This is a genomic window from Scytonema millei VB511283, assembly GCF_000817735.3.
GTDB lineage: Bacteria > Cyanobacteriota > Cyanobacteriia > Cyanobacteriales > Chroococcidiopsidaceae > Chroococcidiopsis > Chroococcidiopsis millei_B.
In genome coordinates this window covers 25,261-49,097 of sequence record NZ_JTJC03000003.1, presented here as the reverse complement: position 1 = coordinate 49,097, position 23,837 = coordinate 25,261, and the positions used below count along the sequence as shown (strand labels likewise).

The following is a 23,837-nucleotide window of genomic DNA, read 5'->3' as shown; positions in this document are numbered from 1 at the left end:
GGGAGACAAGGGGGACAAGGAAGTAGGGGGAGCAACCACCAACCGCCAACTACCAACTACCCATTACCACTGATAACTGATAACTGATAACTGATAACTAGTCACTGGTCACTGATAACCGATCGCTGATTCAGATAGTTGCCATCACAGGTGAGAAATCTGGAATGTCATTGCTCTTGTTGGAGTTAGAAAACTTAACGGTGGAGATTTTGGCGATCGGATCGTCTTCCGCATCGAATAGCGGGCGCAAAGCATTCAACTCGGCAATGAGGGCAGAACCGTTGCTGATAATGACTGAAAGAACTGGGTTTAAGGCGAAGAAAATACCTGCAAGTACAACTCCAATGTTGGGAATGGCAACTAAAGCTGTATTTTGGTAGACGATATCCATTGACCTTTTGGCAATTTCAATCGCTTTTGTCAGTCCTCGCAAGTCGTCGTCTAGCAGCAACACATCGGCTGTTTCCCGGGCAATGTCACTTCCAGAGGCAATCGAAATCGAAACATCGGCATAGGCAAGCGCCGCAGCATCGTTAATGCCTTCGCCTACAAATGCTACCGTGCATCCATTATCGCGCAGTTGGCGAACGATCTCAACTTTTTGGAGGGGCGAACAGGAACTATAGGTATTGTCAGGCTCTATGCCTAATTTTTCAGCGACTTCATTCGCAACGCGCTGCCGATCGCCGCTGAGTGTATAAATATCTAAACGTTGAGCCTTGAGAGCGGCAACGGCGCTATGGCTTTCTGGACGCACGGGATCGGTGTACAAAATTGCCCCCAGCAGTTCGCTATCTTGCGCCACGTAGACGAGGGAGTGGTTGCCGGACGTGATATCAGGATATTGAGCGTGAAATGCATTCAACTCAATGCCCTCTTGTCGCATCAGGCGATCGCTACCGACTAGCACTCTTTTTCCGACAATTTGGGCAACAATACCTAAGCCAATTTGATAATCCCAAACTTCGCACTTCTGTCGTTCGATGCCGTTAGCTTCGGCGTAGCGGACGATCGCATCGGCAACGGGATGGGTGTTGGTTTGCTCGGCGGAAGCGGCGACTGTCAGGACTCGATCTGCATCAATGCGATCGCTAGCGGTACGAATTGCCACGACAGCCGGATTGCCTTGCGTCAGCGTTCCCGTTTTATCAAATACGATGGTATCGACCCGCGCTAGCATTTCCAATGCCCTGCCGCTACGAATGTATACGCCATTGCGTGCTGCGTAGGAGAGTGCAGAAATTACTGTGGTGGGAACGGAAAGCCGAATACCTTGGCTGAAATCGAGGTGTAGGGGAGCGACTGCCCTAGAGAAGTCTCGCGTCACGGCAAAAATCAAGGCACTCAAGCCCAAGGTAGGTAATACGGCAGCATTGGCAAGTTTTGAGGCGTAATCTTCTACACGAGTATCGTGGACGGGAGCGGCTTGCATTAACTGGAATGCAACACCAATGCGGGTACTATCACCAACCCGTTTGACCAGAACGCAAAGCTTTCCTTCTACTAATAAAGTAGAGGCATGTACCACCTGCCCTTCACAGCGGGAAACTAAGGTAGATTCTCCAGTAAGTTTGTGTTCGTCGATTAAAGCTTTACCCCGCAGGATGCGACCGCTAACAGGAATTATGCTACCTGGGTAGACAACAACGCGATCGCCTATTCGTACTTCTTTGAGCGGAACTCGCCGTTCTTCTCCGTCCTGTTCTACCAAGGCATATTCACCCAAGCTATTCACTAAATCTAATGCTTGCCGATCTGAGGCACTGGCGGTGACATCGCGTAATAACTCGCCAGATTCAATCATGCTGACCATCAAAGCTGGAGCCACAAAATCGCCTTTGGCAGTATAAAGACTAATCCACAGCGCATCGAGCAGGTCGGCATCTAAGCGCTTTTCTTTTACCGTAGTATCGAACACTCGCGTCATAAACGGTAAAGCTGCGGCAACCACTGCGCCGCCTACCAAGATTGCCGGAATTGGCATTGCTAGTTGATTGGCAAGTAAAGATAGAGACAACCCCAACATCGGCAAACCCAGGCGTTCTACCCAATCGATTTCGGGTCTTTGGTCGAGTTGTTCGGGTGCTGTCGCTACAGGTAGTTCGATAACGTAAGCCTGTTGAATGGCAGTGCCAATTTTCTCTTTTAATTGTGTGGGAGCAATGGCACAAACATCATATTCCAGCACGAGCGAACCAACCAGACAGTTAATTCGGACGTAAATTGCAAACTCGAAAGTATCAAATAACCATTTCAGTTTACTAGCATACTCTGAGTCATCGATTAACCGAGGAACGCGGATGCGCCAGCGACCCTCAATTGTGTGGATGACTTCATATTCTAGCGATCGCTCTTCTATGGATTCAGGCTGGATTGCTTGCAGCATATTATTTTCGCCTTATTAAACATCCACAACTTTTTTATTTGATTATTAAGGGGATTTTTACAAAAATGCAGGAATTAAGCAAGAACCGCAAGAAGGATAAACTCTTCTTGACAGTTACGATTGATTCCTGCATAAAGTCAAAGTTCATTGGACGGGCTATGTGCCGTTTTTCAGCTTTTGAGCTGAGATGAACTATCCATGTGCTTTCTACTATTAGCACAAGTTCAGGTCACAAAGTGTTCGTATATTCCTAACTCTATGATTAGGAAACCGGATAATCAGTTATCAGTTATCAGTTATCAGTTGTCAGTTGTCAGCAATCGCCACAACCAGAAAATAAAAACTATAAGAAACTATGACTTTACTAGCTGAATATTCTGATAAAAAATGCTCAAATATTACAATCCTTATTTAGAGAATTAATCAAAAAAAGCGGGCGATCGCTCGCCATAGCTCTTTCTTTGACTAGGGTGGAGGGTAAATACAGCAGATTAGAATTCAGGTAAAGCGTCTCATTTCTCACCTAATGTTACATTCCTCTTGGTAGATGTTCGCTTCGATTTATTCAATTTATACTGAAAACTGTTCTGCGCATTCAATAGTTTTAGAAAGTTGAAGTTGTTGAAAAGTTGAAACTAAGAACAGGAGAGAAAAAATATGCTAAAAACACTTAAGAACGTTGCTTTACTAGTTGCAGGGACGATTAGCTTGGTGGTTGGGATTGTAGGAGTTCTTCTTCCTATATTACCAGGAACTCCTTTTTTGATTTTAGCTTTCTTCTGCTTCGCGACTCTGCTTGAGTCAATTCTTGAGTCAATGTTTATTGCAGCTTGGTTTTGAAAGTTGCGATTAAGCATAATAGCAATATTGAAAAGTTGCTCAATCGCTTTATCTCATCGATCTGATTAGAGGTAATTACTTAGAATTACCGCGATCGCATCCAGTTATCGATTTAGTGTTCTCCATGTGGGTAAATAACATTTTTGTAATTCTAGGAGATTTTAAAGCTTTAAAATCTCCTAGAACCCTCACCCCATCCAAATAAGACTTAATTTAATTTTAAAATATAAATAAAAAGCAATTTAGGAAAAATTGTATCAGATATTATGAGATTTTGCTAGTAGTAAAACTAGTATTTTAATAGCGAAACAGATTACATTTATTTATACTATTGCTCTTTTAAGATTTCTAAATTTACGCTCTTATTTCTAGTAGATATTGTATTCTACAATAAAGCGATACCACTAAAGGTATATGCCGAAGTAACGAGAAAATGTATCTGTGTTTGCTAATTGTCAACCTTGTTACTTCACCCTGTCGTGGCTGACATTTCGCGTAACCATTATTTCTGGTAGTTAATAGTTATTAGTCTGCTACATAGCGTGCGATGTGAAGCAAACAGAGGCTAATTCATACAGTCAAATTAGCTGTCGGCTACATCTATAGTAGTTACGCGATACCTAACCGTTCAGTAATTTTTGGAGGATAAATAAAGATGCTCGAACTAGAGACTTTGTTACTAGGTCTTGAGCCAATTACAGCATTAACTATTGGTGCTGGTGCATTAATTTTAGTTCCGGCGATCGGCGCAATTAATTCAATGACGGGTAACTCTCTTTCGGACTCGGCAAGAGGTGCTGCTAAAAATGGCTTAGTTTTTGCCCTTGACTCATTCGATAAGGGACAACGTTTGATTGCCGAAGCTGGCGAATCCTTCCAAGATTTAGTTGCTGAAGCTAAATCAGAAAGAACTAAACCGACTAATGGCGCTCCAGAAGCTCCCCGTGAGGTATCAATCGTATCTCAATAAGCTCTGAGCTTTGGATGTTTTTATTTGGTGTATGAGGAGTAATTTCATAGTGGATGAGGAGTGTTACCGTAACACGCTATAAACCGGGAAGGTAACAGCCTTCCCCTCTCGCTCTTAAAAAACCCTCTCAACACTCGCTTTTAGGTTTCTACCTGGGCGAGTTTTTTCAGTTATCAGTTATCAGTTATCAGTTGTCGTAGGGGCGGGTTTAGCCAGCAGATTCACGGGCTTTAGCCATCATCTTGGTTCCAAACCCGCCCGTACAGTTATCAGTTATCAGTCATCAGTGAGTCAGGTGAGAGGTAAGAGGTGAGAGGGGTCAGTTAATAGCGCTTTGCTAGAGCGCTTTGCTTGATGCAAGCTGCACCATTGCTGCTGAGGTGCGTGCCATTGTCAACAGTAGGTACTGTTGACGCATTCAGAGCTAAATTACTAGCTGCTGGCCTTAGTACAGGACAAAACCTTGAAAACTAGAGAAGAAAAGGGTTTCATGGAAATTGCGAATTTTCTCGATGAAACCCTATGGATCAGGTTACGCTACTACGGCAAACTTTACAGCCCCATTTGGCATGGCATGGAGCCCGCTTAAGCTTTCTAGCCATGTTCCTCATAGCTTTGTTTCGCGTTAAAACTGTCAATTTGGCTGAATTAGCTACAGGATTTGTGGGACAAGCGCAAACCGACTCAAATTACAAACGGCTCCAACGCTTCTTCCGCAACTTTGAACTCAACTACTATGAGATAGCTAAAGTGATTGTGGGAATAATGAGCATCCCTGAACCTTGGGTGTTAAGCTTGGATCGGACTCAGTGGCAGTTTGGACAAACCACATTCAACATTCTGACTTTGGGCATCGTTCATCAAGGGATGGCATTTCCCGTGCTATGGTGGATGCTCGACAAGAAAGGGAACTCCAACACCAACGAGCGCATTGAGCTGATGGAGGAAGTAACTGCTCTGTTTCCAGACCGTGAAATCGCCTATCTCACTGCTGACCGGGAGTTTCTCGGACATGAGTGGTTTGGCTATCTGCTCAAACATCCTACCCTTCCCTTTCGGATTCGTATTCGCGCCAGTGATTGCTTGAGCAATGGACGACAAAGCTTGAAGGCAAGCGTTGTCTTTGCACACCTCAAACTCCAACAGACTCAGGTACTGCCCAAACGCCGTCGCTTGTGGGGCTATTGGTTGTACGTGGCTGCCCTACGGCTGGAGGATAACGAGCTATTGGTCGTAGTCACTCCCAATTCAGCCGCAACCGCGATCGCTGATTACGCAGCGCGGTGGGGCATTGAAACCCTATTTGGCACATTCAAAACGCGGGGCTTTTGTCTAGAATCAACCCATTTCACTGATTCAGAACGCTTGAGCAAACTCCTAGCTCTATTGACACTAGCCTTATGCTGGGCATTCCTTACAGGGCAGTGGTTGCATCAAATCAAACCGCTCAAAATCAAAAAGCACGGACGTAAAGCTAAGAGCCTGTTTCGCTACGGCTTCGACCACTTGCGGGCAATTGTCCTAAACTTGGAGCAAAAAAACGCTGAATTTCTCAATGTTTTACAATTTTTGTCCTGTACTTAGGCTGCTGGCAGTCTTTTTTGCGTGGAAAAAGTTTTTGGTGGTAACAGGGGGCGCGTACTGTTGAAGAATTCGGCGAGGAAGGCAGTAAAGTTGTTGGTGACGACATTGACGATTGGGTTGAGACCGAAGAAGATCCCGCCAGTGACTACGGCGAGATTAGGAACGATGACGATCGCAGCATTTTGATAAACAATTTCCATCGCTCTTTTGGCTAGAGCGATCGCTTCTACTATCCCAGCTAAATCGTTATCTAACAGCACGACATCTGCGGTTTCCACTTCAATGTCGTCGCCAGATGCAAAAGAGATTGAGACATCGGCAAAAGATAGCGCCGCCGCTTCGTTAATTCCATCCCCGACAAAAGCCACCGTCTTACCGTGGTGGCACAGTGCTTGTACTAACTCGGCTTTGTTCTGGCTAGTCGCATGGGCGTGAACGCAATTAGGAGTCATACCCAGTTGCGTTGCAACAGCGTTGGCAACTTTGGGATTGTCTTCTGTCACCACATAAATCTCAATTTGCAATTGTTGCAAAGTTGCAATTATGTCTGCACTTTCTGGGCGTAAAAAGTCGGTATAGAAGATCGCTCCTATAACTTGCCCGTTTTTAGCCACGTAAATGTAGGAGTCAGTACTAGCATCAATTTCAGGCTGAAGGCAGCTGACATCGACATGGTGTTGTTGCAATAAGCGATCGCCTCCAACTAGGATTTCTTGCCCGTCGATCTGACAAGCAATTCCCATGCCTGCAAAGTAATCCCATGTTTCGCATTCCAATAACTGAATTCCCTGAGTTTCAGCAGCATAGACGATCGCAGTTGCTACGGGATGATTGAGAGACGCTTCAGCGGTGGCGGCAAGTGTTAAGACGTCCACAGGAGAGATACTTGGATCTGTGGTATGGATGGCTACAACTACATTGCCTTGGGTCAGAGTTCCAGTGCGATCGAAAACTATAGTATCAACTTGAGCCAGCAACTCTAAAACGCGACCGCTACGAATATACACGCCATGACGTGCCGCAGCCGTCAGAGCGCCCAGAAAAGCTGTGGGCATGGCAATTTGAATCCCGCTACCAAAGTCGAGTTGGAAGGGCGTAATTGCCGGACCATACGTCCCAGTCAAGGCAAAAATAGATGCACCTAAAAAGATAGTCGGTACGACAGCACTTTTGGCAAATTCTGCCTGCTGCGTACCGATCTGGGTGTCGTATACGGGTTCTGCTTGCAACAATTGAAAAGCTAATCCGACACGGGTATTGTAACCAGTGCGCTTGGCTTGGATGCAGAGTTTACCTTCTAACAATCGGCTAGAAGCACAAACATCTTCGCCTTCTGTAGCAACAACTGGCTGCGGATCGCCAGTTAAGTGCCGTTCGTCAATTAGTGCCATTCCCTGCAAGATTTGCCCGTCTACAGGAACGACATCACCAGAATAGACAATGACGCGATCGCCTACGACTAACTCTTGAAAAGCAATTTGCCTTTCTTGCCCATCTCGTTCGACCCAAACAAGCTGTTGGGAGCCATTCAACAACTGTTGGAATTGTCGTTCTTTTTCCTCTCCACTCATACCGCGCAGAGTCCGCCGCACGCCTACCAAAGCTGTCTTCAGTGACGGAGCGACAAACTGCCCGTTGAGGGTGTGAAATGTCATCCACAGGGAGTCTAGCAGATCGACATTGGGCTGGCGATTGACAACTAAGCTCTCGGTTGCCCGACTAAACCAAGGTACGGCAGCACTTGCGATCGCCGCGCCAATAATTAGAGGCGGAATTTCCAGTGGAGCAGCTACCAAGGCAAGTCCGAGGGCGATCGCTGGCAGTCCTAGTTGTTCCCATTCATTGACCTGCGGTCGGTCTAGTGGTTTTGTCTCTGGCAGAACTAGATCGGTACTACCATCTGCATTACCGAATCGTTGAATGCGATCGAGTAGTTCTGCTTCGGCGATCGTTTCGGAAACTAAATGAGTTTCGTAAGTTACGATCAGCGATCGCGCCGCCAGATTGATCCGAATGCTGGTGACAAAATTCAGCGACTCTAACAACCAATTCAGCTTGTCGGCATACTCTGAATTGTCGGCGATCGAAGGGACGCGAATCCGCAAGCGCCCCTCCGTGCTGTGAATAACTTGGCAATCCATCTTTAACGAGGGGATGAGGTCTGTAGAGACGTTGCGTGCAACGTCTCTACAGACATTAAACTACGTTGGTTGTGGAACAACACGACTAGCAAGTTTAGCAATAACATGACTGTTCCACCATTCCATTGCCTTTGCTTGCGGGTTGTCGCTGTCGTGCCAGCCACAATGTTCGACATGGATCGACTCGGGTTCGGCAGCGTGCGCTCTTTCGAGTTTTTCCGCCGTCACTGCGATCGCGGGTACATAACCAATGTGGGTGAATGAGTAAATATAATACTCGCCATTTTGATTTTTGTAGGCGGCGTGGTACTCATTCAGCGTATGGTGCGAGTCATGCTTGGCATCGGCATCTGCTAGGTTGCGTCCGTCCCATGCCTCGGCAATTAACTCATCGTAAGCCAGAGCGCGATCGTAGGCAGCATATACGTTAGAGTCGAACTTGGGCTTTTCTCCCAATTGAATTTGTTCAAACATTAGCGCACTCCTGCTGCAACTAGCCGTTCTTGCTGGACGTTGGAATTGTCGAATTCAACCGTGTAGAAGTATCTTGAACCTGGTTCGTAGAGCCATGCCACTCCCTCTGGGTCTTTAGTCATGCTCCATTCAACGAAATCAGCTCTCGATCTGCGGTAGGTAAGGGTTTGGGGAGACATTCCCAATCGTCTTGCTAAGTCACTCTGCTTTAAATGACCTACAGGTGATGACATGTTCGCCTTTTCTAGCTCGATCGCTGTTTCTACTGCGGGATGCTTGCCGTTACCATTGCCATTTGTATAGTGTCCGTTGCCATTACCGTTGGCATAATGTCCGTTACCATTGGTTTCGGGCGCGATCGCTACATTAACTTCTTCAGCAAGCTGCGGTTCTGGCTCGACAACTGGAGTTGTAATAACTTCTTCAGCAAGCTGCGGTTTCGGCTCGACAACTGGAGTTTCACTAACTGCTGGAACGGGTTTTTCTGATGGTACGGTAATCGCTTCTTGAGGTACTACCTTGGCTCCGGTGAGTGCCGGAATTTCCATTCCTGGTCCCATTAACGGACGCAGACCGTTGAGTTCGGCGAGGATAGCCGTACCGTTGTTGATGACGACAGCGAGTAGTGGATCGAGGGCGAAGAAGATACCTGAAACCAACGCGCCGAGGTTGGGAACGGCAACGATCGCCGTGTTTTGCCAAATGATATCCATTGCCTGCCTTGCCGCTTTAATCGCCATTAGCAAGCCGCGTAAATCGTCTTCCATTAACACGACATCAGCGGTTTCTCTGGCAATATCCGTTGCACCAGCAAACGAGATCGAAACGTCAGCATAAGCAAGTGCGGCTGAGTCGTTAATTCCGTCACCACAGAAAGCAACTGTCTTACCGCTGTCATGCAGGGACTTCACAACTTCGACTTTGCGCTCTGGGAATGCTTCAGCATAGATGTTGTCGGGATTCATGCCCAAGTTACCAGCAACGGCTTTCGCGACTCGCGATACGTCACCGCTAAGCATGTAAGCAGTAATACCCATGCGCTTCAGTTCGGCGATGACTTCCCGACTTTCTTCGCGAGCTGGATCGCTGTAGCGGACTACGCCGATGAGTTTGCCGTCGCCTGCAATGTAAACTAGAGATTGTCCGCCGGATTTAGCATCGGGATACCTGCGATCGTATTCATCCAGAGAAACGTTCTCTTGGTTCATGAAGCGCGGACTGCCGACAATTATCTGCATTCCGTCGATTTTGGCTGCTGCACCCAGACCGACTTTGTATTCCCACTCTTCGCATTCTTTCAGCGCTATGCCTTTATCTTTAGCGTTATGGACGATTGCCTCGGCGATTGGGTGCGTCAATCCTTGTTCGGCGGTTGCAGCCAAGCACAAAACATCATCTTTAGTAAAGCGATCGTCCATGATATCGATGTCGTTGACACCAGCATGACCGACAGTTAAGGTTCCCGTCTTATCGAAGACAACTGTATCGATGCGGGAAAGAATTTCAATCGCTCGACCGCTGCGGATCAAGACACCGTTGCGAGCTGTGTATGTCAGAACAGATAAGATTGTCGTCGGGACTGAGACGCGGATGCCCGTACCGAAGTCTAGAGTTAACAGAGCGACGGCACGATTCAAATCGCCACTCATCAGACCGACACCAGCGCCAATTGCCAGTGTGGGAAGAACGGCTTGGTTGGCTACCATTGCCGCATAGTTTTCAACTCTGGTATCGTGTACTGGTGCGGCTTGCATCAGGTTGACAATCACGCCTGCACGGGTGTTGTTACCGACGCGCTCGGCATCAATTGTTAATGTCCCGTCAACTAATAAGGTGGAAGCAAACACTTCTTCACCTTCGCGTCTGGTAACGGGGACTGATTCACCTGTTAATTTACATTGGTCGATAATGCCTGTACCGCTGATGATACTGCCATCAACGGGAATTTGGTCGCCGGGATAAACGACAACGCGATCGCCTACTATTACCTCAGCTGTAGGAATTTCTACCACCTCACCGTTACGGATGACAAAGGCAGTCTTATTTAAGCAATCTAGTAAGTCGAGGTTAGCTCTTTCGCTACCGCGTGCTGTCAAGTCTCGGATCGCCTCACCACCTTCGACCAAACCGAGCATGAATGATGGTGCAAAGTAGTGACCTTGCAAAGTATGCAAGCTCAGTGCCAAACCATCAAGGAAGTCGATGGTCAGTTGTCTGTCTTGTTGGATTGCCTCCCATGCTCGTTTAAAGACAGGGATAGCACCGACAAATACTACGCCAGCAATAACAAACCCTGGAATTGGTAAGCCTATCATTGCGCCTACAGAGAGTGCTAAACCAGCCGCAGGAAAAGCTAACCGTTCTACAAAGTCTACTTCGTTACTCGCTTTTTCCTCCTCTGTTTTTGGTGTCCATCCTAGTGGAATTTCTACTTGCGGCGCTGTTTGAATTGCACTGAATAGCCTTTCTTGAACGATCGCGATCGCTTTGGCACTAGCTTCGTAGTCATACTCTACAATCAACGAGCGAGAGGCTGGGTTGAGCTGAATATTACTGACAAAATCTAGCCCGTCAACTAAGTAATGCAGCTTGCCAACGTATTCTGGATCGTCTGCCAGTCTGGGGATGCGAATCCGAAAACGTCCCTCAGTCCAGTGAACAACTTGGTAATGGATGTTTTCGATCTGAATCGTTGGTTCAACCGCAGCAACCGTAGGAGTCAAATCATTAGTAACGCTTGTAGCAATCATGACAAACAGTTATCTCCAAAGTGGCTGACAAAACACAAAAATTTAGTTAGTCCAAACCCTGGCTAATACCTTGCATTTAGCCTGCAATACTGAGTTTGCTGCGGCTTGCTCATGAATGGGGCGGTAAAATCCGCAATTCACTACGACTGCCCGCATACCAAACCACACAATTGTGAGGCATGACTTGCTAGATATAAGCTGTATGGGTAATTTTTAGACCTTGTAGATGTCAAGCTGAAACCTCTACTAACTGAGGTATTCGCAGTTGATAACAACTGGATGCTGCCCCGATCCGTCAGCTCACCAGGACGAATAGAAAATATGGGCGATCGACAAAAATCAGACATTGACCTCGCGTTATAGTTCAGCTTTACAGTGCTACAGCGAGTGCATTTAGAGTTCTTCTAAAGCTTACTATGAAATTTCCAGAATAAACAGAAAACTTTTGTAAACCACAATTAAATCGATTGATTCGACTCTCAAGCCTGCATTAGTTATTGGTTTGATACCGCGTTTGAAAAAGTTATAGCTTTAATTTGATTAGCTTTTAGGCGATCGCATTGCTGAGAGTTCAGCGGAATTTGTTTGGCGATCGCCCTCACTCACGCCACAGAATTTCTGAGAATCTTCTCGTTTCTCAGATGCGTTATGTTAAGTAAAGCTAAAAATATCCTGAAATTTCGCCATTTTTAATGCTTTTTTGTAACTTTTGCTTCACGTAACGTTAGCTAATTTAACTTCTATCTCCTGAATACTGACTTCTAACTTCTGACTTCTTTCACAAACTCACTTCTTTCACTTTTGTCTCACCTTTCTTCCAGCCTTTCTTCCAGTAAGAAACGATCTCATGTACTTGCTGGCGATCTGGCTCTACCAAGATTCCTCGCCGTTCAAATCGATTCAAAACATCTAAGATTTTAGGAAAAGGCAAATAACAAATTGCTACCGTCTCTCCCACTTCCGTATAGAGATCGAGCAATGCTTCTAAAGTGTTTTCCAGTAGTTCGGAATTCTTTCCTTTAGGTAAATATCGCGTGGCAATGATCCGCGTATCTGCGGGAATATCTGTCTGCCAATTGGGAACTGGCGGAAAAGCAAGCAGAAGTTTTAGCTTTTCTGGCAGCCGTTGACGGAGTGCAGGAGAATTTGGCTCGTCGCAATATAAAATGTGATCTTTGGCTAAGTGCCAGCAAACTTCTGGCTGGCTATGGCTAGTTGAACTTTTCCGACTTGCCGCATTTAGGGATAGACGCTCTACAGTGTTAGGCTTTGTTTCAATGATGTCTACTTGTTGTGAGGATAATAGCAGTGATTGCGGCAAACGTGCCTGATGACTGCTTGGATCGGTTTCGCTAATTGTGGATTGAGCTTCTAACTTTGGCTTTGCCGAAGAAACCTTATATTTTTTTTTGAGTGCTTTCGCTTTCGAGTAGGTAATGCTTTCCCCGGATGCAGCTAGGGCGATCGCTTCTTCTATGGCTTGTTTTGAAGTTGACGGTGCTGCTAACTCGTACATTGCCGACGGAGCAAATTTATCAATTTGATAGATTTGGCTGCCAAAGCGATCGGCAACTTGCATGAATCTCGCCGCAGTTGGATAGCTCCAATGAAATTCTGCCTCAATCCAATCAATGAAGCGTCCGTGCTTTAGTTTGTCTTTTACCGCATTAAGCTTCTGCCCGATTTCAATAATATCTTGGGCAGTCCGTTTTACTAGAGCTTGGATTTCTCCCGTTTGCTGCTGTACGAACTGAGAGATTTCTACTTCTAGCTCTGTATAATTAAACTCTTTTCGAGTCGTGTCGATCGCTGAGACTGGCATTCTATTCATTGTGTTAAGACCTGATTCTAATATAGTTTTGCCAGATATTTATCTCTTTTACTTTAAGGAAAGTTTTGTTACCTCTACCTTTGGACAGGCGTATGTTACTTCCCATCACGACCATTATATTCATAATAGGCATAGTTGCAATTTCGCAATTAAGAACTCTAACTAAACGGCTTTGAATCGCTGAGTGGGGACTATTCTTGCTAGATTGCAGCGACTTCGCCAAGTCAGGCGATCGCCCGAGTAGAGATACAGACAAAAAAGCCTACTTACAGTGTGGGAGAGAAACATAAAGTTTTAGAAATTTTATTGCTAATTGTTTTGTTCAGCCAACACTTCGGGAAGAAAACGTACTAGGTCTCACTCTATCGTTACTATAAGAGTTGCTTTGACTAGTCAAGTTTGCTTTTAAGACTTTATTTAGATTTTAGTATAAATCGCTGACTTAAATTTTATGCATTTATTTTACTAATATATTCGATCGCAAGCAGTGATAACTTAGGTGGCTTAGAGGATATATTTTGGATGAGAGCGAGCTTGTGGCGCTTACTTCTAGAGGCTTGGAGAATTTTACGCTAGGCAGCTACATATATAAAATTCAATCCACATAATCAAAAAAAACAACAGATTTTAGTGTGTCAATATCTCTCAAATCGGCAAATTTATTCGATAATTAAATAATTGTCTGATAAAGCGGGCTTACATGTTAATTATAAAAAACTCAATCATAAGCAGAACAAAATTAAAAACAATAATTTAGCTTTAACTCATTCATTAGCTTTGCCAAACTACTAGTTTATGGAGTTAGCATCTCTGACTTTAGTTGGATTACTCGTTAAACAAATCAATTTATAAACTAAATAAAAAAGGAGGCAAAGTCACATGGAAGCAGTAATGTTTAAGATTTATACTAGACCAGATAAGTTTAGTGAATTGGTAGAAGTTTTAAAAGATCGCGGACTAAAAGTTGTTGTTAGCTATAGAGCCGATCGCTCGGAAGAGTACGACGAAATCCTCGTTTATCAAGGCTTAGACGAGATCGAGCTGCAAAATGAATAGAGCGAGAAACACGAGTAAGCTATGCGTAATCTGGAGCTGAAGAACGGAGTACATTGTCCACATTTAAAGTTATTGAACAGTTCAAATATTTGAATTGCTTTTGAATTTTCTCGATCGCTCAAGTGCAATATTTACTTTTCAATAACATATTTTTAAGATAAATTAAATTAAACCAAGAATTATTGCTAAAACGTGAACTCAGGTAAAATTAACTTTTTTAAAAAACTTTGAAATCGTTCAATTAGATTTGTATTATTCCTGCTATCATCAAAATTAAGTTTTAAAAGCTATGTAGGGTGACAGAGTTTGATTGAGTGCAAATGCATTTTGTTCTTGTCGCCCAATTTCAGGTATAACGACTATCTTCCGCACTCAGAGCGATTAGCAGCTATCGGTTATTAGTTTTCTGCTATCGGTCATCGATCTAGGCAAATAGCAGATAACAAGTAACAAATAAAATAGCTTTGGCGCGATCGCTTCCCACGATATGCATGATGTAGTCGTTACATCCAGTACGAGTTGCAATTGTTCTTTTTTGGAAACTGAATCAATATGCTTGAACTAGAAGCTTTATTGCTAGGACTGGAACCGTTAACAGCAGCAGGAATTGGTTTGGGAGCATTAGCCCTAGCGCCCGTAGTGGGTGTCGTAGGTTCTGCTATGGGAGGATCTAATTCAGCTGTAGGTAATTCTTTGTCAGAGTCATCCAAATCTTTAGCGAAAACGGGTATGGTCTGGATGTTAGATGCTTATGACAAGGCTCAAAATACCGTCGCTGAAGCATCAGAATCTTTCCAGGACTTGGTGGCGGAAGCCAGAACTGACTTGAAAAAGAGTAAAGCCAAGCCCGAACAGAGTTCAATTCCGCATCAAGTGGAAATCGGCTAAGAAAAGACTGGGAGACAATGGAATTCGGAATTCGGAATTCCGAATTCCAAATTTGTAATGACTCTCTGCTTGTCTAAGGGCGGGTTTTAACTCAAGATTTCCGCTTGGAGGTGAATGTGGTTGCTAAACCTGCTGCTGTAAGGGTGGGTTTTGACTCAAGATTTTCGCTTGGAGGTGAATGTGGTTGCTAAACCTGCTTGTGTAAGGGTGGGTTTTGACTCAAGATTTCCGCTGAGAACGGTGAATGTGGTTGCTAAACCTGCTTGTGTAAGGGTGGGTTTTGACTCAAGATTTCCGCTGAGAACGGTGAATATGCTTGCTAAACCCGCCCCTACCACTCTTAATTCACAATCGATGACCAATGACCAATGACAAAACAAATAGAACAGTTTCATCAACTGGTATTGCAAGACTCGTCGCTCAAAGAAAAACTGAAACAGTCAGGCGATCGCGAAAGTTTTTTAAATCTAGCAGTGGAACTAGGCAAACAGAACGGCTATAGCTTCACTTACAGCGAAGTCAAAGCATACATATCTCAAAATCTGCTGGCGATCGCTCAGCAGTTCTTATAAATGCTAGAGGCTGAGGGATCGAATTTTTGCCAATCCCTCAGTTTATACTCCGAATATATTTAAAGGTTGCGACTTTGTAAATTACATAACTTGCGAATTGCATAAATTGCAAGCAAGTTATGTTTAGAATTTCTCACTTTATATAGTTAAAAAATTGACATCTGAAAATTTGAAAATCTATCAATCTTGACCTCACACTGTTTTACATAAGTTTAGATATTTCAGATAGTTTGCTCTCAGATAAAGCTTGTCCTGAAAACTTTTAGGGGATTTGCTGCATTGGCGCAAAGTCTAGTAGAGTCAAAGTTAGCAGCTTTTTTACCTGTATCTATAAGAAGGAGAATTATTTTTCTTTATCTGTACTTAACAAAAATTTTAGATTTTTCTAACGAGTTTATTGTACATTTAAAGTCAAGTGCATTTAGAGTTTCAAAGCTGCATCATTACCTTCGGGTCGATCGCAGATTCTTAATTCATTCAAATATCCAATATCCCAATCAAGTGTCGCTCTAGTTGACGGTACTGAACAGCAATGGCAGTGCCATACTGTCTCGATTGAAAAACCTGTTCTACAAGCTAGGAGATGAATTATGGAGATGACTGTTGCACAACATCAGTCTCTCGTTTAGGTGTGTGGTAATTGAAAACGGCTGTAGATAGGTTTACTAAGAATTAGTAACTCACCCTTACATGGAACGAGGTTGGGCTGGGTGTCGCTTGAAAAGCAGCCAAGCAATCTCCGCAGGATAGGTATGTGAGATTGCCCCATCCCCTCCAAAGCACAACAGACTTTTGGAGCCGGAATAATGTCAATATCAACAAAACCAGAAAGACCCACTGCGGGGAAAGTGGTGTCGCGCCGAACGATGTCGCGCAAGGATGCGTTTTTGTTACGTATGCTTGTGTTCGTCCCTTTGGCGCTGCTGTTTAGGCAACTTGGTTTACCACCATTAGTTGTTTTTGCTACAGCAGGCTTAGCAATTATTCCTTTAGCAGCATGGATTGCTAACTTTACAGAGGCGATCGCTAACAAAATTGGTTCGTTTCTGGGTGGTCTACTCAACGTCACCTTTGGTAACGTCACTGAAATAGTCGTCTCAATCGTTGCCCTGCAAGCAGGTATGGTTGAGGTGGTCAAAGCGAGTTTAGTTGGCTCGATTATTGCCAACCTTTTATTAGGTCTAGGATTCGCATTTATCTTAGACGGCTTGAGCTTCAAAAGGCTAGATTTTCAGCACAACATCAAGCGAACGACTGTAGCGCGGATCAATTCTGGTTCGCTCAATCTGGCAGTTGTATTTATCTTGATGCCCGTAGCGCTCAAGTTTACGACGAGTTCTAGCCATCAACTCGCCAATGCTAATCATTTTTCTCTAGTAGCATCTGTACTGCTATTAGGCTTTTACGCCATGATGCTATTTTTCTCGATGAAAACTCATAGATATATGTATGAGTTAGAGGAAGATGCCGAACCTGAGAGCTATGGTAGCGAAGCTACAGGACAAAAATACGATCTGTGGATACATGTTGGTTTGCTCTTAGGTTTTACAGTCGCGCTGTTATTTGTTTCTGAAGTCCTGGTTGATAGTTTGCAAGAAGCTGTCTCTAGTCTCGGTCTGACTAGTCTATTTACAGGTGTCATGCTACTGCCGATCTTCGGTTCAGCAGTAGAAATTATTACCTGTGGAATGTGTGCCGCGAAGCAAAAAATCGATCTGTCTATTTCCATCGCCCTCGGTTCTAGCTTGCAGATCGCCATGTTTGTAGCTCCAGCGTTAGTCTTGTTGGGACAAGCAATGGGGCAACCGATGAATTTAGCCTTTGATACATTTGCAGTTTTAGCAGTTGGTGTAGCTGTACTGATGACAAACTCAGTTAGCACAGATGGTAAGTCTAATTGGCTAGAGGGCGTATTGTTGCTGATGACCTACACAATGCTATTAACGGCTTTTTACCTACATGACTGAATCAGTTGTCAGTTATCAGTTATCAGTTGTCAGCGAGCAATTAATTCAGAATTCTCCCTTGTCTTTCCTACTCCCTACTCCCTAATTAAACAGAGGTAATCATGATCGAACATCCAGACTTTTTTAACGTACGTAAGACCGCGATCGCTCTTGCAGTTGGTCCCTTGGCTTTTCTACTGTTACTGCTTGGAATTGACTTTTCCTCGCATCAGTGGCAAGTTTGGCAAGCAGAGCGTTCGTGTGTCAAAGTTGCCAGTGTTGCTGGAGTAGTGCCATCCAACGCAAATGAGAACAATTGTTCGCCTAACCAGGCTCAGTACACGAGTCAAAAATAACAAGATACACGCTCTGTAGGGGCGCACACACGCTCTGTAGGGGCGCACACACGCTCTGTAGGGGCGCACAGCTGTGCGCCCCTACTTACCCTGAATCGAAAACTGTGAACCATCAGTAGAGACGCACAATTTTGCGTCTCTATTTCGTGTCTCGCACAAAATTCCCTCCCTGGGAGCGGGAGGGAATAAAGACGATCGCGGTTTTAAGAATAAGCTCTGTGGCTGCTCAGTAAAGCGATAAGCTGAGATACAGCCTCTCGCATCCATTCAACCAGAGTCACGGCGATCGCCTCTCGCAACCATTCCGCGATCGCGGCGATCGCTAATTCCGCAATCCAGACCGCGAGCGCTTCAACCAAAGTTTCAGTCACAAATGAGATTAACCAAGTCATAAGCAGAAGTAAGGGTAAGGAAGAAGGGCAACGGTCAACCGTTAACGGTTAACTGTTAACCGTTAACCGTCAACTAACTATGCTGCCGAGATCTTTGCCAACGGATGAATAGCTTCTCTAGCTCAATCCAAACAAATACCAAGGAACTGAAGCCGAAACAAATCAGCAGTTCTATGGGTGGGATGTAATGGGTGCTGAAGAAACTACGCAGCGGTGGAACATAGATTAGCAGTAGTTGTAAAAGAGTGGTCAAGACGACTGAAATCAGAATATAGGGATTAGAGAACGGATCGACTTGAATCGCTAAACGAGTGTTAGAACGAATCGCGATCGCATGTCCCATTTGCGCTAGACACAGGGTAGTAAATACCATTGTTTTCCAGCGGTCTGCGTCCAATCCACCGCCCTGAACTGCCTGAGAATGGTGATAAGCCCAGACCATTAGTAGAATCGTCACGATGGCGAGGATAATCCCGATCCGAATCATGTACGAACCCAGTCCTCGCGCAAAGATGTTTTCTTTGGGATTTTTGGGCGGTTGTTGCATGACAATTGGTCTACCTGGTTCGACAGCCAGAGCTAGCGCCGGAATTCCATCTGTCACTAAATTCATCCAGAGAATTTGCAACGGTGAAAGCGGTACTCCTCCCAAACCTAGTAATGGTGCTGAAGCAATAGTTAAAACCTCTCCTAAGTTACTACCTAGAATGTATCTAATAAAGCGACGGATGTTGATGTAAACAACTCGTCCTTCTTCTGTCGCCGAGACGATTGTGGAAAAGTTGTCGTCTAACAACACCATATCGCTAGCTTCTTTACTGACATCCGTACCTGTAATGCCCATTGCTACGCCAATATCTGCCTGTTTGAGGGCGGGAGCATCGTTGACTCCATCCCCTGTCATGGCAACAATTTGGTTTTGGTGTTGTAGCGCTTGGACGATCTGTAATTTATGCTCTGGCGAGACGCGGGCGTAGACGCTGACGCGATCGACGTGTGCCTCAAGTTCTGGCATACTCAATTTTTCCAGCTCTCGCCCTGTCAGTACTAAATCTCCTGGGTGAGCAATCCCTAGATCCTCAGCTACCGCTTGAGCAGTCAGTTGGTGATCGCCCGTAATCATCACGGGACGGATACCAGCAGTGCGGCACTTAGCCACGGCTTCGCGGACTTCGGGACGGGGTGCATCTAACATTCCCACTAAGCCCAACCAAGTTAAATCGTTTTCTGAGGTTTCTTCCGAACCCTCTGGGGGAATACTTGCAATGGCTTTGTAGGCAAAGCCTAGAACTCGTAACCCCTTACTGGCATACTGGTTGTTCCGGTCGAGGATGTTTAACCGTAACTCGTTTGTCAGTGGTTCAATGCGATCGCCCGTTTGAATATGAGTGCAACGCTCTAAAGTCAGTTCGGGCGAACCTTTGGTGAACATTAAGTAAGGGGTAAGGGGTAAGGGGTAAGGGGTAAGGGATAACCCGTGTCCGTTATGCTGTTCTTGTCCCGTTACCATCACGCTCATGCGCTTGCGTTCTGAGGAGAACGGAAACTCTGCGACTCGGGGAAACCAGCTCGATTGTTGGTCTTTTTCTAGCCCTGCTTTACCAGCTAAAGACAACAGCGCTCCTTCGGTCGGATCTCCAAGGATCGTCCACTCGCCTTTATCTCTTTGTAATATGGCATCGTTGCAAAGTACGCAAGCTAAGAGTAAGGCTTGCAGTTCCGGTTGGTCTTGCGCTGAGACGACTCTATCTTGGTGGCGAAACTCGCCAATCGGGTCGTATCCTTCGCCCGTAACTCGCAGAGAGTTGCTAGCTGTTGCAACTGCCTGGACGACCATTTTATTTTGAGTCAGCGTCCCTGTTTTATCAGAGCAAATTGTGGTGACGCTACCCAGGGTTTCTACAGCTGGCAGTTTGCGAATTAGAGCATTGCGCTTCACCATCCGCTGAGTTCCCAACGCCAGGGTAACGGTGATCACGGCAGGTAGCCCTTCGGGAACGACAGCAACCGCCATACTGAGCGAGACTTTCACGAGGTTCTCGAAATTACTCATGGTTGGCGTGTGGAGCATTCCTAATCCCACCACCAACAGTACTAGAATCATCGCCCCCGTGACTAGGGTATTGCCTAGCTGCGCCATCCGTTTTTGTAACGGCGTGGGTTCGGCTTCTACCGATTGCAGTGCTGTAGCAATTTTCCCTAGTTCAGTCTTCATTCCCGTCCCCGTGACGAGGACTGTTCCTCGCCCTTGGACGACCTCCGTACCTTCGTAAACCATATTGACGCGATCGCCTAATACGGTATCATCTGGTAGCTGGAGTGTAGCTTGTTTGTTGACGGCGTGAGCCTCCCCTGTCAAGGCGGCTTCCCGAATTTGCAGATTTGCAACTTCTAACAGGCGACCGTCAGCGGAAACTTTCACCCCCGCTTCCAGTAACATCACGTCCCCTGGAACCAATTCTTTAGAATCGACTTCCACGGTTTTGCCGTCACGCAGAACTCGCACTTTGGGCGAAGATAAGCCCTTTAAGGCTGCTAAAGCCTTTTCTGCGCGACTTTCTTGGATATAGCCTAGTAATCCGTTCAGAACGACCACTACGCCAATCGCGATCGCGTCTTTAAACGGTATTTCTCCTGGTTGTTTTGTACCGAACACATCTAAAATTGCTGAAATGACGGCAACTGCTATCAACATCAGCAACATGATGTTTTTGAATTGGTCTAGGAGGATTTCCCAACCACTACGTCCTCCTGTTTCTTGTAATTCGTTGAAACCGTAGCGTTGTAGTCTTTCTTTAACTTCAGCGGAAGTTAAGCCGGAGGTGCGATCGCTCTGGAGAACATCTGTGGCTCTCTCAGCTTCCAGAGTATGCCAAGCGTAAGACTCTCCGGCAGGCTTAGCCACTGCTAAGTCTGTGCCAGTGCTTGAAGACATTATTTTACTTCTCAAAAACTCAGGAATGCTCTTACAACCTATATCATTTAACTATATGCCTTGCATACCCTTAGCATGGTTAAGTAGTGTGAACTTGGATCGACAAGAGTGAGTCGTGAGTCGTGAAGGATTCTCATCTAATGACTCACTACGTCCCTTGGGTGCTTGGTTGCATCGCCATAGGAACAAACTTATCAATTTGATAGATTTGCCATTCGATAAATTTGCAACTTCGCACAAATGCAAAGTTGCGATCTAACGACACGAGTTTAGAAACTAGAAAAAAACTATTCTTACGGCTTCCCACTACTCACTGTAAAAAGTTACATTGATTACTATAAGTTAATGTAACGTTAGGTAAAACTGAACATTTAAACCTTTTATGTTTTATTCGTAATACTTTACGATGAAAGATAACCTTTAATGCTTAGGAGATGGTATTTTTATATGCAAACCATTAGTTTAAATTAATCGCTGACGCAGGTACGTATACACATTAGATTTGGCTCGATTTCAGCGCTTGGCAAAAATTATAATCTGATTGAGAAGAGCTGTGGGAAAAAAAGACGATCGGAACTACGTGCAAATCAGAGGTCATGTGCGAAAAGATGTAGCACGCCGCTTTAAGCAGTTTTGTTTAGATCGGGAAGTAGACTATAGTGAAGGACTAGAAACAATTCTTAGTGCCTTTTTTACGACGGATACGCACATAACTAGCGGCGATCTCGATCGCCAAAATAATTCAACTCACCTTCCTTGTTACGAACAGCATTAATTACTGTCATTTGTCATGTGTCATTTGTGAAAGACCAATCTCGTTATTGGTCATTTGCCATGTGAGACAAGCTAATGACAGTCTTATGAGTATTTTATGACTCTAATGAGGGATCGAAATACGAATTATTCTGTCTTTGATTTTCTGTTCTTTTCAGAAAAGAAGGCTGATATAGCGAGCCTAAATGATTTGTGAATCTGGAATATTGCTGGTTGACGGTTGACGGTTAACTGTCAACTGTTAACCGTCAACCACCACAACGATCGGTTCATGACTCAAATAGAATCGCCATAGTAGACATCGCTTGCTAAACGCAAACTTTATAGAGCAAACTCAAGCAAGATAATGATAAGAAGAGTAAAGATTATTGCTATCTTTTGCAATTTTGATGCACAGTAGTAACTATCGCATGGTAGTGTAAAAACTACAAGACTGAAGATTACTAGACTGAAATTATCAAGTTATCGCTCAAGTTAATATGCTCAAGCAAATCAAGAACGCAGCTTTAATTACTGCGGGTACAATCTGCGTGGGTATAGGTGTCATTGGTGTTTTATTACCTTTGATTCCTGGTACTCCCTTCTTATTAGTAGCAGCAGCTTGTTTCGGTGCGATCGAACAGTAAGTTGAGTCAGTTATTAGTTATCGGTTATTAGTTATCTCTTACCTTAATTGTGTAGGGGAGGGTTGAACTAAGTTACTTATTTGCTGTGAAGTTTTCGCGCGACGCACTCTTACGACTCCCTCATTTCGTAAGGGCGACTTCAATCATCTGCACCTAGCAAATCTTTGGTAAGCTCGCCCTTACGATTCCCTAATTAGCAATGGGATTGATTCAATGAGCAGAATAATTACATTTCTGGGCGATGGATCTAGAGAACGGACGATACTAGCAATTGCTACTGCGAAGTGGTTTGCCCGACAAGGTAAAAGAGTTTTATTGGCTACCTATGTTAATCCGAGTACGGAGCTACTTTTAGAAACTTCTTTAAGTACGCATCCTCAAAGCGTTGAGAGCCATTTGCAAGTCGTACAGTTACAAACAACTGTACTGTTAGAACAGGCTTGGGATGAAGTCAAAAAACTTGTTTCTACCTATTTACCAGATTCTTTTTCCGAACAAATCTATCCCGCCGAATTAATTATACTACCTGGATTTGATAGTTTTTTAACTTTTAATGCCCTACGACAATACTATCAAAGTGGTAGCTATGATGTCATTATTTATAGCGGTCGGGAAAATTTAGAGATACTGCGTATGCTAGGGATTCCTAGTGCTTTGGATTGGTATTTTCGGCGCTTTCACCAAATATTTGCAGATATAGATATTAGTGAGATTGCTAATTCAATTGGTGGTCCATTGGCTGCGGCAATTCTTAACGCTAATATCGATCGCCAGAAAATGCAAGAAGGACTGGCTCAAATTCAGCATTGGATCGAGCAAGGAGTTGCAGTAGCTAACGATGCAAGTCAGTTAACAGCTTATCTCGTGACTAACGATACACCAGAAGCGATCGCCGATACTCGCTGGTGGTGGGGTAGCGCCCAACAAATTAACCTCACCGTCAGCGGGGTTTTAGCTTATCAAGAGCGCGATTTAAGTAGAGAAGCCATACAGTCGGCTTTTGCTCCATTAACTGTGCATCATATCTCTAGTTTGCAGGAGCGGAATTGGGAGACAATTCTTGAAGCATTACCAGATTTTAATGCTAGTATTTCCGTGACACCACCACTCAAAATCGGCCTCATTCAGCGCCAAGTCTGCGTTTTTTTACCAGGATTTCATAAAAAACAAGTTAAGTTAACGCAGTCTGGTACAGAAATTGTCGTTGAAGCTGGCGACCAAAGGCGACAGATTGTCTTACCACCAGAGTTGAAAGGAAAATCTGTACAATCTGGTAAATTTGAGGAACCGTATTTAGTAATTTCTTTTTAAACGCG

Annotated in this window: 19 protein-coding genes; 12 read left to right on the top strand and 7 right to left on the bottom strand. The window is 44.7% G+C overall.

Annotation, left to right across the window (positions count from 1 at the left end; translation table 11 throughout):
• Positions 1-130 precede the first annotated feature (130 nt).
• On the bottom strand, positions 131-2,386 hold the full coding sequence (locus QH73_RS11940) for a heavy metal translocating P-type ATPase (protein ID WP_039714174.1): 2,256 nt from the start codon (positions 2,384-2,386) through the stop codon (positions 131-133).
• Positions 2,387-3,043: 657 nt separating this feature from the next.
• On the opposite strand from QH73_RS11940, the gene QH73_RS11935 reads away from it, so the two are divergent.
• From QH73_RS11935 to QH73_RS11925, 3 genes are all read left to right on the top strand, one after another.
• On the top strand, positions 3,044-3,226 hold the full coding sequence (locus QH73_RS11935; RefSeq protein WP_039714173.1) for a DUF454 family protein: 183 nt from the start codon (positions 3,044-3,046) through the stop codon (positions 3,224-3,226).
• A gap of 655 nt (positions 3,227-3,881) precedes the next feature.
• Positions 3,882-4,196, top strand: a complete 315-nt coding sequence (locus QH73_RS11930) for a DUF5132 domain-containing protein (protein WP_015155669.1) — start codon at positions 3,882-3,884, stop codon at positions 4,194-4,196.
• A 522-nt stretch (positions 4,197-4,718) separates the two neighbouring features.
• A complete protein-coding gene (locus tag QH73_RS11925) occupies positions 4,719-5,780 on the top strand; it encodes an IS4 family transposase (protein ID WP_039711121.1) in 1,062 nt (353 codons plus the stop codon).
• On the opposite strand, the gene QH73_RS11920 is transcribed toward QH73_RS11925, so the two are convergent.
• The 4 genes from QH73_RS11920 to QH73_RS11905 form a co-directional block, all read right to left on the bottom strand.
• Positions 5,777-7,921, bottom strand: coding sequence for a heavy metal translocating P-type ATPase (locus QH73_RS11920; RefSeq protein WP_052289850.1), 2,145 nt, complete (start codon positions 7,919-7,921; stop codon positions 5,777-5,779). The genes QH73_RS11925 and QH73_RS11920 overlap by 4 nt on opposite strands.
• Before the next feature lie 60 nt (positions 7,922-7,981).
• Entirely contained in the window at positions 7,982-8,395 is a 414-nt protein-coding gene (locus QH73_RS11915; protein WP_039714172.1) for a hypothetical protein, read from the bottom strand.
• Positions 8,395-11,145 (bottom strand): heavy metal translocating P-type ATPase, encoded by a 2,751-nt coding sequence (locus QH73_RS11910; RefSeq protein ID WP_039714171.1) that lies wholly within the window; start codon positions 11,143-11,145, stop codon positions 8,395-8,397. Before QH73_RS11910 ends, QH73_RS11915 begins: the two co-directional genes overlap by 1 nt.
• Before the next feature lie 778 nt (positions 11,146-11,923).
• Complete coding sequence (locus QH73_RS11905) at positions 11,924-12,976, bottom strand: DUF3102 domain-containing protein (protein WP_052289849.1); 1,053 nt, start codon at positions 12,974-12,976, stop codon at positions 11,924-11,926.
• An 879-nt stretch (positions 12,977-13,855) separates the two neighbouring features.
• Between QH73_RS11905 and QH73_RS11900 the strand changes: the two genes are divergently transcribed.
• The 6 genes from QH73_RS11900 to QH73_RS11875 all read left to right on the top strand — a co-directional run bounded on the left by QH73_RS11900 (position 13,856) and on the right by QH73_RS11875 (position 17,794).
• Complete coding sequence (locus QH73_RS11900) at positions 13,856-14,032, top strand: hypothetical protein (RefSeq protein ID WP_165587680.1); 177 nt, start codon at positions 13,856-13,858, stop codon at positions 14,030-14,032.
• A 552-nt stretch (positions 14,033-14,584) separates the two neighbouring features.
• On the top strand, positions 14,585-14,920 hold the full coding sequence (locus QH73_RS11895) for a hypothetical protein (RefSeq protein WP_039714170.1): 336 nt from the start codon (positions 14,585-14,587) through the stop codon (positions 14,918-14,920).
• Positions 14,921-15,070: 150 nt separating this feature from the next.
• Positions 15,071-15,292, top strand: a complete 222-nt coding sequence (locus QH73_RS11890; RefSeq protein ID WP_132866976.1) for a hypothetical protein — start codon at positions 15,071-15,073, stop codon at positions 15,290-15,292.
• Complete coding sequence (locus QH73_RS11885) at positions 15,289-15,492, top strand: Nif11-like leader peptide family natural product precursor (protein WP_015155676.1); 204 nt, start codon at positions 15,289-15,291, stop codon at positions 15,490-15,492. The genes QH73_RS11890 and QH73_RS11885 overlap by 4 nt, the downstream gene beginning before the upstream one ends.
• A gap of 866 nt (positions 15,493-16,358) precedes the next feature.
• Complete coding sequence (cax, locus tag QH73_RS11880; RefSeq protein ID WP_039714169.1) at positions 16,359-17,459, top strand: calcium/proton exchanger; 1,101 nt, start codon at positions 16,359-16,361, stop codon at positions 17,457-17,459.
• Positions 17,460-17,560: 101 nt separating this feature from the next.
• On the top strand, positions 17,561-17,794 hold the full coding sequence (locus tag QH73_RS11875; protein WP_039714168.1) for a hypothetical protein: 234 nt from the start codon (positions 17,561-17,563) through the stop codon (positions 17,792-17,794).
• 203 nt (positions 17,795-17,997) lie between these two features.
• On the opposite strand, the gene QH73_RS11870 is transcribed toward QH73_RS11875, so the two are convergent.
• Together QH73_RS11870 and QH73_RS11865 are read right to left on the bottom strand one after the other, a co-directional pair.
• Positions 17,998-18,165 (bottom strand): hypothetical protein, encoded by a 168-nt coding sequence (locus QH73_RS11870; RefSeq protein WP_165587679.1) that lies wholly within the window; start codon positions 18,163-18,165, stop codon positions 17,998-18,000.
• A gap of 94 nt (positions 18,166-18,259) precedes the next feature.
• The gene (locus tag QH73_RS11865; protein ID WP_039714166.1) at positions 18,260-21,121 is read right to left on the bottom strand and encodes a cation-translocating P-type ATPase; all 2,862 of its coding nucleotides are present in this window, start codon (positions 21,119-21,121) and stop codon (positions 18,260-18,262) included.
• A gap of 553 nt (positions 21,122-21,674) precedes the next feature.
• Between QH73_RS11865 and QH73_RS11860 the strand changes: the two genes are divergently transcribed.
• The 3 genes from QH73_RS11860 to QH73_RS11850 all read left to right on the top strand — a co-directional run bounded on the left by QH73_RS11860 (position 21,675) and on the right by QH73_RS11850 (position 23,832).
• Positions 21,675-21,896 carry a hypothetical protein gene (locus tag QH73_RS11860; protein ID WP_039714165.1) on the top strand — a complete coding sequence of 74 codons (222 nt, stop codon included), beginning with the start codon at positions 21,675-21,677 and terminating at the stop codon, positions 21,894-21,896.
• A gap of 478 nt (positions 21,897-22,374) precedes the next feature.
• Complete coding sequence (locus tag QH73_RS11855) at positions 22,375-22,521, top strand: DUF454 family protein (protein ID WP_132866975.1); 147 nt, start codon at positions 22,375-22,377, stop codon at positions 22,519-22,521.
• A gap of 213 nt (positions 22,522-22,734) precedes the next feature.
• The gene (locus tag QH73_RS11850) at positions 22,735-23,832 is read left to right on the top strand and encodes a Get3/ArsA fold putative tail anchor-mediating ATPase NosAFP (protein ID WP_039714164.1); all 1,098 of its coding nucleotides are present in this window, start codon (positions 22,735-22,737) and stop codon (positions 23,830-23,832) included.
• Positions 23,833-23,837: the final 5 nt, after the last annotated feature.